Origin of the sequence: Deinococcus koreensis (genome assembly GCF_002901445.1) — a bacterium.
GTDB classification, from domain to species: domain Bacteria; phylum Deinococcota; class Deinococci; order Deinococcales; family Deinococcaceae; genus Deinococcus; species Deinococcus koreensis.
Window position 1 is genome coordinate 20,391 of record NZ_PPPD01000003.1, and the last position, 10,821, is coordinate 31,211.

Annotated in this window: 10 protein-coding genes; 8 read left to right on the forward strand and 2 right to left on the reverse strand. The window is 72.3% G+C overall.

From position 1 onward, the window contains the following. The first annotated feature begins 602 nt into the window (after window positions 1-602). From CVO96_RS18510 to CVO96_RS18545, 8 genes are all read left to right on the forward strand, one after another. Entirely contained in the window at window positions 603-1,073 is a 471-nt protein-coding gene (locus CVO96_RS18510) for a hypothetical protein (RefSeq protein ID WP_103313948.1), read from the forward strand. Next, a complete protein-coding gene (locus CVO96_RS18515; protein ID WP_103313949.1) occupies window positions 1,073-2,131 on the forward strand; it encodes an AAA family ATPase in 1,059 nt (352 codons plus the stop codon). Before CVO96_RS18510 ends, CVO96_RS18515 begins: the two co-directional genes overlap by 1 nt. A 79-nt stretch (window positions 2,132-2,210) precedes the next feature. Then, window positions 2,211-3,137, forward strand: coding sequence for a DUF58 domain-containing protein (locus tag CVO96_RS18520; protein WP_243398509.1), 927 nt, complete (start codon window positions 2,211-2,213; stop codon window positions 3,135-3,137). Further along, entirely contained in the window at window positions 3,134-4,138 is a 1,005-nt protein-coding gene (locus tag CVO96_RS18525) for a VWA domain-containing protein (RefSeq protein WP_103313951.1), read from the forward strand. The genes CVO96_RS18520 and CVO96_RS18525 overlap by 4 nt, the downstream gene beginning before the upstream one ends. Before the next feature lie 22 nt (window positions 4,139-4,160). Continuing rightward, the gene (locus CVO96_RS18530) at window positions 4,161-5,111 is read left to right on the forward strand and encodes a VWA domain-containing protein (RefSeq protein WP_103314091.1); all 951 of its coding nucleotides are present in this window, start codon (window positions 4,161-4,163) and stop codon (window positions 5,109-5,111) included. Window positions 5,112-5,204: 93 nt separating this feature from the next. Continuing rightward, a complete protein-coding gene (locus CVO96_RS18535) occupies window positions 5,205-7,007 on the forward strand; it encodes a M20/M25/M40 family metallo-hydrolase (protein ID WP_165795436.1) in 1,803 nt (600 codons plus the stop codon). Window positions 7,008-7,145: 138 nt separating this feature from the next. Further along, window positions 7,146-7,928: a transporter substrate-binding domain-containing protein gene (locus tag CVO96_RS18540; protein WP_103313953.1), complete on the forward strand. Its 783-nt coding sequence runs from the start codon at window positions 7,146-7,148 to the stop codon at window positions 7,926-7,928. Between the two features lie 210 nt (window positions 7,929-8,138). Beyond that, window positions 8,139-8,822: an amino acid ABC transporter permease gene (locus tag CVO96_RS18545; RefSeq protein ID WP_103313954.1), complete on the forward strand. Its 684-nt coding sequence runs from the start codon at window positions 8,139-8,141 to the stop codon at window positions 8,820-8,822. A 251-nt stretch (window positions 8,823-9,073) separates the two neighbouring features. Here CVO96_RS18545 and CVO96_RS18550 read toward each other — a convergent pair whose 3' ends face one another. Then, window positions 9,074-10,177, reverse strand: a complete 1,104-nt coding sequence (locus CVO96_RS18550; RefSeq protein WP_103313955.1) for a universal stress protein — start codon at window positions 10,175-10,177, stop codon at window positions 9,074-9,076. Window positions 10,178-10,181: 4 nt separating this feature from the next. Further along, on the reverse strand, window positions 10,182-10,808 hold the full coding sequence (gene kdpC / locus CVO96_RS18555; RefSeq protein WP_103313956.1) for a potassium-transporting ATPase subunit KdpC: 627 nt from the start codon (window positions 10,806-10,808) through the stop codon (window positions 10,182-10,184). Window positions 10,809-10,821: the final 13 nt, after the last annotated feature.

A 10,821-nucleotide genomic window follows, 5' to 3' on the forward strand; every position in this document is an offset into this window, starting at 1 on the left:
TTCGCGGAGAGTGCTGCTCGTCCGTGCGCTCCCGGGGTCATCGCACGGCTGAAGTGTCGGCCGCGGACGGCTGGCCTGTGGATGATCCCCTGGACTCCGCAGCCAGCTCTGCTTGAAGGGTTCCAGGAATGGCGTGCCAGCCGCCCTATTCCCTGCTTCCTCTTAAATCAATGGTGCGGACACTTCCGATGAACAGCAGGGAGCCGACTTGAAGCACTCCATCTGGAACGTCATGCCCGCTCACCCCCTCTGTTGCACAGCCCTGCGAGTCCCAACCTCCCCCTTAAGGGGGAGGGGTGAAACACACTGTCCAGATCGGCATTGAGGGGTGAGCGGTGCGGACAGTTTCCACACCATTGTTGAATGCAGTGCCCAGATGGGCGGACTCGCAGAGCTGCGGGGCACAGCCGTCGCCTGCTGCGCGGTCGCATTCACCACCTCCCCGACTGCGCGGTCGCCCGGCTTGCAGCCCTGGCCGGTCAGGACTTTCCCATGCTGGAGGCGTACAGTGATGGAACGTTCTCACTCCTCCGGGGGATTGGCATGACCGTGTCAGACAGCCCTTCTCAGGTGTCCTCTCCGCGTCTCGTCCGGGCGGCGCCGTGAACGGCTGGCCGGTGGCCCTGACGCTCGGCGCGCTGGCGGTGGGATTTGCCCTGGGCCGCTCGGCCGCCCCGGCGAGCCCGAACGCGTCCAGTGCGAACGCTGCCAGCTCCGGCACTGCCCGGCCGGTCGCGGCGCTCTCCGCCGTGCTGCCGCCTTCTTCCGCGCAAGGGCAGGCCTCGCCCCAGGCGCCGGACGATCCCCGCGAACTCATTCCGGTGGTGCCCGGTTCGGGTGACCGCCCCGCTCCCGGATCACCGCAGCCCAGGCCGGGCGAAGGAGAGTGCACCGTGCTGATGTTCAGGGATGGTCAGTTCTACCGAATGCAACCCGGCCCACCGCCTCCGGGCGGAACCCCGCGCAGCGGCGACGGCGAGGTGTTTCCGCTCCAGCCCCTGCAGCCGCCGCCCGGCCTGGGGACGCCCCTGCCGGACCAGCCCCCCTTCCCCGCGCCGGAACTGAGGAGCTGATGACCACTCCCTCTCCCCTGACGCCCCTGCCCGCCGGGGCCGTCACCCAGGCGGCCTCACAGCTCAGGACGCTGCTGTTCGAGGTCAAGAAGGTCATCGTCGGGCAGGATCTGCTGCTGGAGCGGCTGCTGGTCGCCCTGCTCGCCCGGGGGCACGTGCTGGTCGAGGGCGTGCCCGGACTGGCCAAGACGCTGGCGATCCAGACGACCGCCCAGGCCATCGGGGCGCGCTTCCGGCGCATCCAGTTCACGCCGGATCTGGTGCCCGCGGACCTGATCGGCACGCGCATCTACAACCAGAAGACCGCCACCTTCGAGGTCGAACTCGGGCCGGTGTTCGCGAACCTGATCCTGGCCGACGAGATCAACCGGGCGCCGGCCAAGATCCAGTCGGCGCTGCTGGAGGCGATGCAGGAGCGTCAGGTCACCATCGGCACCCAGACCTTCGCCCTGCCCGACCCCTTCCTAGTGCTCGCCACGCAGAACCCCATTGAGTCCGAGGGCACCTACTTCCTGCCCGAGGCGCAGGTCGACCGCTTCATGTTCAAGGTGGTCGTCAGCTATCCGGGCTTCCACGAGGAGATGACCATCGTCGAGCGGGTCTCCCAGGCCCTGCCGGCGGTCACCGAGCAGCTGTCGGGCGACGGGTTGCGGGCGCTGCAGGGCCTGGCGGATCAGGTCTACGTGCACCCGTCGGTCACGGAGTACGCGGTCACCCTGGCGCGGGCCACGCGCACGCCGGGGGACGTCGGGCTGCCCGACCTTCAGCGCTCGGTCGCCTACGGAGCCAGCCCGCGCGCCAGCGTGAACCTGATCATGGGGGCCAAGGCGCTCGCCATCGTGCGGGGGCGCGAGTACGCCCTGCCCGAGGACGTGCGCGACTTGGCGCCGGAGGTGCTGCGTCACCGCATCATCGCGTCCTATGAGGGGCTGGCGGAGGAGCTGAAGGTCGAGGAGATGGTCAGCCGGATCATCGCCGCCGTGCCCCTGCCACGCGTCCACCTGGGCGACCCGCACGGCTCGCCCCCGAACGGCCTGGTGCGGGATGACCTGGCTTAGACGCCGCCCCCGGCTGCCCGCGCCCCCGCGGCCCGCGGTACGGCCGCTGGCGGAACGACCCCCGGCCGAGCGGCACCGTATGGAACTGCCGGCCGAGCTGCTGCGGCGCCTGGAATTCAAGGTGGTGCGCCGCCTGGACGGGTTCCTGTTCGGCGACTACCGGGGGGTGTTCTACGGCCCCAGCCTGGATCTGGCCGAGGTGCGCGAGTATCAGCCTGGCGACGAGGTGCGCCGCATCGACTGGAACGTCACGGCGCGCAGCGGCCGGCTGCACGTGCGGCAGTACCGCGAGGAACGCGAACTCACCACCTGGCTGCTGGTGGACACCTCGGCCTCCATGAACTTCGGCACCCGCCGCACGCTCAAGCGGGAGCTGGCGCGCGAATTCGCCGGAGTCGCGGCGCTGATCATCGCCCGCCACGGCGACCGGCTGGGGGCCATCACCTTCGGCGCGGCCGCCGGCATGGCGCCCCCCCGCCGGGGCCGCGCTCAGGCCCTGGCCGTCATGACCCTGCTGTCGCGCCCGGCCGCTCCGGAGCGTGCCGACACTGCTCCCCCAGAGACAGGGATCGCCACGCTGGAGGCCGCCCTGACCCGCGCCGGCCGGCTGCTGCGCCGCCGCTCGCTGGTGTTCGTGGTCTCGGACTTTCTGGACGCCGGGCCACGCGCGGAAGAGGGTCGCCCGGACGGCTGGGCGGGCGCCCTGGGGCGGCTGGCGCAGCGGCATGATGTGGTGGCCGTGCGGGTCTCCGACCCGGCCGAGAGGACGCTTCCCGACGTGGGCGGCCTGCGGGTGCGCGACCCGGAGACGGGTGAGGAACTCTGGCTGGACACCTCCAGCCCGGACGTGCGGGCCGCGCATGCCCGGCTGGTGGGCGAGCGAGACGTGGCGCTGCGCCGCGCCCTGCGGGCGGCGCAGGTGGATCTGCTCGACCTGGACACCGGGCGTGACCCGGTGGGGCCGCTGCTGCGCTTCGCGGCGGCGCGCCGGAGGCAGGTGCCGTGACCTTCGACCAGCCCGGGCTGCTGTGGCTGCTGCTGCTGCTGCCGCTAACGGTCGCAGCGCTGCTGCTTGGGGCCCGCGGGCGCCGGGGCCGGCGCGGCGCGTACGCCGACCCGCACTTGTTGGGCTCCGCACTCCCCAGCAGCGCGGCCGGGCGGCGCTGGCCGCTGGCCCTGCAGCTGGGGGCACTCTCCCTGCTGCTGCTGGCGGCGTCCCAGCCGGTCACGCCGGTTCGGCTGCCGCTCAATCAGGCCGCCGTGATGATCGCGCTGGACACCTCGCGCTCCATGCTCGCCGACGACCTGCGCCCGACCCGGCTGGCCGCCGCCACCGCCGTGATCCAGCAGTTCCTGAAGCTGGCCCCGGCGTCCACCCGGATCGGCTTCCTGACCTTCTCCGACCGGGCGGCGGTGCTGGTGGCCCCCACCACGGATCGTCAGGCGGTGCTGGACGCCCTGGCCCGCGTCCGGCCGGCGCAGGCCACGTCGCTGGCGGGGGCGCTGGTGGGGGCCGTGCGGGCGCTGCCCGGCCGCGAGTCGGCCGTCGTTCCACCCGCGCTGGACGCCGTGCCGCCGGGGCCGCCGGCCGCCAGCGCCGCGCCCCCGGGCCCCTTCCCGCCCGGAGCCGTGCTGCTGCTCTCCGACGGCATCTCCAACCGGGGGGGCGATCCGCTGGTGGCGGCCCGCTTCGCCGGCACCCACCAGGTGAAGGTGCATACCGTGGCGCTGGGCCGCGAGGGCGGCGCGGTGAGCCAGATCCAGGGCCAGCTGGTCTTCGTGCCCTTCGACGGCCAGGGGCTGCGTCGCCTCTCGCAGCTCACCGGGGGCGAGTTCCTCGACGCCCCGGAGGCGGAGCCGCTGCGACAGCTCTTTCGCAATCTGGGCACCGACATCCGCTGGACGCCCACCGATCTGCCCCTGGGGGGGCCGCTCGCCGGACTGGCCGCGGCGCTGCTGATCGTCGGGGGCGGCCTGGGCCTGCTGTGGTACCGGAGGGTGCCGTGAAGCCTTGCCGCCGGAGGAGGCCGTGAACTTCGCCTGGCCCTGGGCCCTGGCGTTGCTGGCGCTGCTGCCCCTGCTGGTCTGGCGATATCGGGCGGGGCTGCCCCGACCGGCGCGGGCCGCCGCCATCCACCCCGATCTGGCGCTGCTGGCCCGCGCCCAGGGCCGGCCGCGCCCGCTGCGGCGGCACCTGCCCGCCGCGCTGTACCTGGGCGCCGTGGGGCTGGCCCTGCTGGCCCTGGGCCGCCCGCAGGCCCCGTGGCCGCTGCCGGACAACCGCACGGCGATCATGCTGGTGGTCGACGTGTCGCGGTCGATGGAGGCCCGCGACATCGAGCCCAGCCGCTTCGTGGCCGCCCAGCGTGCCGCCCGCACCTTCGTGAAGTCCCTGCCCGCCGGCACCCGGGTGGGGCTGGCCTCCTTCGCCGGTTCGGCCCTGCTCAACGCCCCGCTGACCAGCCGCCACGCCACCGTGCTGGAGGCCATCGACGGGCTGTCGCTGGGCTACAGCACGGCCATCGGCGACGGCCTGCTCGAGGGTCTGAAGGCCTTGCCGGCCAGCGTGCCCGGCTCCCCCGGCGAGCGGCCCTCCGCCGCCATCGTGCTGCTCTCGGACGGCCGCAGCAACAACGGGGCCGATCCGCTGCAGGCCGCCGACCAGATCCGCAGGGCCGGGATCAAGGTCTATACCGTGGGGCTCGGCACGGAGCGCGGGTCGCTGCGGAGCAACCGCTGGAACACCTCCGGGCGCGGCTTCGACGAGACCACCCTGCGGCAGATCGCCACGACCACCGGCGGCCGCTATTACGAGGCGCGCTCGGCCGGCGAACTGAACACGGTCTACCAGCAGATGGGCCGCTCGCTGGCCTGGAGGGTCGAGCAGCGCGAGGTCTCCGGCCTGGTCGCGGCGCTGGCCGGGCTGCTGCTGCTGGGCAGCCTCGGCCTGTCGGAACGCTGGGCGCGTCGACTGCTGTAAGCGGGCCAGGACTGCGGGAGGCCGGGACGACCACCGGCCCGCCACGCCACCGGCCACACGACACCGGCAATCGGTGGAATGCCACAATCGGGCATGGGCGCAGCGGGCAAGACGCAGGACGTGACAATTGAACTCCCACCGGGGGCCACGGTGGGGGCCGGTGGAGTGCTGAACCTGGAACACCAGGACGGCGAGGGCGGGCACGGGCCAGCTCTGGACTTGACCCAACGGGACTGGCCCGGTCTGGACTGGGAGGAGGTCGCCGGGCGGGTCGAGTTCTGGCTGCGCGCGCTGGTGGGCTTCAGCAGCGTGACGAACTCGGCCGGGGAGACGGCGCTGGCGCCCTGGCTGGCCGAGCAGCTCACGGCGGGACTGGGCCCGCGGGTCGAGGTGGAACTGATCCGCACCGAGAACGACGCCTACGAGCGCTACGCCCTGAGCGCGCTGGTGCGGGGGCAGGGGCCGCAGACCGTGGTGCTGACCGGGCACTACGACACCGTGGGCGTGGACGCCTACGGGCCCCACGCGGCCCTGGCCTTCGACCCCGACGCCCTGCGCTCGGCGCTGATCACGGCGCTGGCGGCGAACCCGGCGCCCAGCGCCGCCGACGCGCTGGCCCTGGAGGATCTGCGGAGCGGGGACTTCCTGCCGGGCCGCGGCGCGCTGGACATGAAGGGAGGGCTGGCGGTGGGTCTCGCCCTGCTCGAGGCGTACAGCGCCCTGCCCAGCCCGCCCGGCTCGCTGCTGTTCCTGGCCGTTCCGGACGAGGAGGAGGGATCGAGCGGGATGCGGACGGTGGCGGCCGGACTGGGGCGGCGGGCGCGCGGGTGGGGGCTGGAGCTGTGCGGCGCCGTGAATCTGGACGCCGAGGTCGATCCGGGCGACGGCTCGGCGGGTCGCACGGTGTTCCTGGGCAGTGTGGGCAAGCTGCTGCCCTCGGTGCTGGTGGTGGGCCGGCCCACCCACGCGGGCGACCCCTTCAGCGGCCTGAGCGCCGCCGCGCTGGCGGCCGAGGTGATCCGCGACGTGGACTGCCACCCCGGACTGGCCGACCCCGGCCTGGAGGGCGAGGCGGGCACGGCCCCGGTGCTGCTCCAGGTCTACGACCTCAAACCGCACTACGACATCACCACACCCGAGATGGTCTGGTGCGCGTTCAACCTGCTGACCCGCACCCTCTCGCCCCATCAGGTGTTGGAGCGCTTCCGCGTGCAGACTCAGGAATCGCTGGAGCGCGCGCTCGAACGCGCCGCCGGGCGGGCGGCCCTGGCAGGCGCGGCGCTGGGCCTGGCGCAGGCGCCCACCGTCCTGTCGTATGCCGAACTGCTCGGGCGCGTGGAGGGGCGCTCGGGCACTGCGGGCCTGGAAGAGCTCGGCGCCCTGGCCCGGTCGCTGGCCGACGACCCCTCGCTGGACACCCCACGGATCTGTCAGCAGCTGGTTCAGGCGGCGGTGCGGCTGGCCGACCTGACCCCGCCCGCCGCCGTGGTCACCTTCGGGTCGCTGTACTACCCGCCCGCCCAGTTGCCGGGCACCCCCGGCGGACAGCGCCTGCACCGCGCGGCACTCGCGGCGGCGCAGGCCACGGCCGGGCGCAGCGGGCAGAGCGTGGGCGTGCGCCGGTTCTTCACCGGGGTTTCGGACGTCAGCTTCCTGGGGGCCACGCTGGGGGAACAGGATTTCGCGGCGGTGCGCGCCAACACCCCGGCCTGGGACGTCCGCTTCGGGCGGCGCGCCGACCCCGGCGACGGCCTGTGCCTGCCGACCGTCAATGCCGGCCCGTGGGGACGCGACTACCACCAGCGCACCGAACGCATCCACCTGCCCTACGCCACGCGGGTCTTGCCGGGGCTGGTGTGGCAGCTGAGCGGGGAACTGCTCGGGCGCAGCACGTGAAGTAACGCTCAGCCCAGCCTCAAGGCCGCCGGGAGGGGGCGATGTTAGGGTGTCCAGACCGCTGGTTCCGCGGCGGCTGCCGGAGGTTCCGGGGCCATCGCCGCGTTCCGTCCCCCTGCCCTTTCCCGAGGTAACCCTATGTCCCGACTGTCCAAACCCCTGTTGACCACGCTGCTCCTGACGCTGGGAGTGACCAGCGTGGCCCACGCCGAACTGGGCGACATCCGTTCCCGCGGCGAACTGCGCGTGGCGATGTCCGGCGAGTACCCGCCCTTCTCGCAGCCCGCCCCCGACGGCACCCTGACCGGCTTCGACGCCGACGTGGCGCGCGAAATCGCCAAGCGCCTGGGCGTCAAGCCGGTGCTGATCAAGGCGGAATTCTCGTCCATCATCGCCGGGCTGCAGTCGCGGCAGTTCGATCTGGCCGTGGCCTCCCAGAGCAAGACCCCGGAGCGCGAGCGGGCCATCGACTTCCTCTCCAGGCCCTACTACTACGACGGCTTCCAGCTGTTCGTGCCCAAGGCCTCGGGCGCCAAGGCCCTCAAGGATCTGGACGGCAAGCCCGTGGCCGTGGCGCTGGGCACCGTGTTCGAGAAGTTCCTGCGCGACCAGAAATACCCGAGCGTGGCGACCTACAGCGGCGAGCAGGAGATCTTCCTGGCCCTGGGGGCCGGCCGGGCGGCGGGCATGATCACCACCCGCACGGTGGGCAGCGTGGCGGCCAAGAACGGTCAGGCCATCAAGGCGGCCGGGCCGGTGCTGCAGCAGGACAACCCCTACATCACGCTCGGGAAGAACCAGCCGCAGTTCAAGGCGGCCGTCGAGAAGGCGCTCGCGTCGATGCGCGCCGACGGCACCCTGCGCCGCCTGAGCGTCAAGTACCTCGGCAGCGACGTGACGGTGCCCGCCAGCGCGCGCTGACCCCAGTCCCAGCGCCGGGGAGCGTCCGGATGGATGTTCCCCGGCGCTCCCATTGATACGGACTGCCGCTCCATTCCGGAACACCCAGGAGAGCACCGGGTGTTCCTGCATTCCGCGAAATCCGTATCTTCTCCTTCTCCCTCTGGTCGGATTGATTCCGAAAACAGAACGGAATCAATCGGAATTCGTATGAAAGGTCGGTGATCCCCTGTGAGCTTCGCTGAGATTTTTACGCCCGACGTGTGGCGCGCCCTGCTCCGGGGCGCGCAGCTGACCGTCTCGCTGAGCCTGCTGGCGGCCGTGTTCGGTCTGCTGCTGGGCGTGGTAGCCGGTCTGGCCCGCATGTCGCGCTTCGCCGCCGTGCGCTTGCTGGCTGGCGCCTATATCGAGACCTTCCGGGGCACGCCGCTGCTGGTGCAGCTGTTTTTCCTGTACTTCGCCGTACCGCAGTTCCTGCCGATCCGGCTGGAGGCGTACTGGACGGCCGTGGTGGGCCTGAGCCTGTTCGCCGGGGCCTACGCCGCCGAGATCGTGCGCGGCAGCCTGAACTCCGTGCCGCGCGGCCAGACCGAGGCGGCGCGGGCGCTGGGCCTGAGTCCCCTGCTGACCCTGACCCGCGTGCAGATTCCCCAGGCGCTGCGGATCGCGCTGCCCGCCTTCGGCAACCAGTTCATCGGGCTGCTCAAGGACTCCAGTCTGGCCGGCGTGATCACCGTCACCGAGCTGCTGCTGACCACGCGCGGCCTCGTCTCGATCAACTTCCAGCCGGTCTGGATGTACCTCGCGGTGGGCCTGATCTATTACCTGCTGTCGTACATTGCCGCGCGACTGTTCGCCCTTCTCGAACACCGCCTGAACCGGCCCTACCTGGCTGCCGCCCGCCTGCGCCCCTGAGTGTTGGAGGGCTGAAACTGTTCAAAAGAGGCGCGTCGATGCAGTGTGACGCCGCTATTCCGGGCTGCAGGTGGTTCGGATCTTTGCTGTCGGGTGGAGGGTGCCTCCGCCGCATGGATTGGACGACCCCTGGGACGTGGAGGGAGCCGCCTGACTCGATACTCGTCCACCGCCGAAGGCACGCTGACGGAGGTCAGGGCGACACGCCCCCCGGACAGCCTCCGAATTTCGGTGCCCATCGCCCTCCAGATTCAGTCCCGGCTGATCACGTAGACGTCCACGTTGCGGGTCTCGCGCAGCACCGTCTTGATGATGTCGCCGTACAGAAATTCGGTCAGGCGCGAGCGGCTGGTCTCGCCCATCACGACCTGGGTGGCGTGCGAGTCCTGCACGTAGCGGATCAGGGCGGCCGCCACGCCGCCCAGCGGTTCGAGGACGTGGAACTCGCCGCCCAGGGCCTCAGTGATCGCCCGGAAGGTGCCCAGCAGCCTGGATTGCTCGCTGCTCAACCGGGGCGGGCGCACGGTGACCACATGCAACTCCCCGTGCAGGCGCTCGGCGAGCTGCCCGCCCCGGCGGATCAGGCGTCCGCCCGTCTCCTCGGCCGCGATCGCCACCACCACCCGCTCCTGCACCCCCGGCTCCCCTGCCGGGGCGTCCATCTCGACGACGTTCGCCACCTGCCGCAGGGCGATCTCGCGCAGGGCGGTCAGGTTGGCGGCCGTGAAGAAGTTCGTCAGGGCCTGCTCGACCTTCTCGGGGCCGTAGACGTGCCCGGCCCGTAGCCGGGCCTGCAGATCCGCGGGGGTCAGGTCGATCAGCACGAGTTCGTCGGCCCGGTGAAGGGCGGCGTCGGGAATCCGTTCGCGCACCCGCACGCCGGTCAGGCGGGCCACGGTGTCGTTCAGGGACTCCAGGTGCTGCACGTTCACGGTGGAGAGCACATGGATACCCGCGTCCAGCAGCGCCTCCACGTCCTCCCAGCGCTTCCCGCGCGGGGAGCCGGGGGCGTTGGTGTGGGCCAGCTCATCGACCAGCACCACGAAGGGGCGCCGCTCCAGCAGGCCGCCCACATCCAGCTCGCCCAGGGTCACGCCGCCGTGCTGCACCTGCCGGCGGGGAAACACGGGCAGGCCCTCGGCGGCCCGGAGGGTGCCCTGGCGGCCGTGGGTCTCCAGCACCCCGATCAGGGCGTCCTCGCCGCGCTCCAGGCGCTCGCGCAGCTCGCCGAGGGCCCGGTAGGTCTTCCCCACGCCCGCCGCCATGCCAACGAAGACCTTGTGGTGACCACGGGTGCGCCCCTCCCCCGCCCTGCCGGGCAGGGAGAGGCGCGTGGGCCCACGCGGGTCGGTCACGCCCCTAGTCTCGCGCCCCGCCGGACGCCCCGTCGAGGGCCAGATTGAGCCGGAGGACGTTCACGCCCGGCTCACCCAGCCCCAGTGGCGCGCGCTCGGTGGCAGCGGCCACGAGTTCCCTCACCCGCGTTTCGCTGAGGCCGCGTACCCGCGCCACGCGCGCCACCTGAATCTCGGCCCCCGCCGGGGAGATGTGGGGGTCGAGGCCGCTGCCGGACGCCGTGACGAGATCGGCGGGAATGGCGCTGGGGGCGATTCCCTCGCGGGCGGCGATCTCGCGGGCGCTGGCCTGCACGCGCTCCCGCAGGGCCGGGTTGCTGGCGGCGAGGTTGGAGCCCGAGGCGTTCACCGGGTCGTCACCGGCCCCGGCGGCGCTGGGCCGCCCGCTGAAGTAGCGCTCGCCCGTGAAGGGCTGCCCGACCAGCGCCGAGCCGACCACGCGCCCGCCCGACTCGATCAGCGAACCCTGCGCCTGGCGCGGGAAGAGGGCCCCGGCCGTGAGGGTGGTGATCGCCGGATAGGCCAGCCCGCCCAGCACGAGCCAGGTCAGCGAGAAGCGCAGCCAGGAGGAGAGGCCGGGGGCCGGGGTGGAGGGATCAGGGTGGGTGGACGGGTCAGGCAGGGTGGTCATGGCAGGGTTCCTC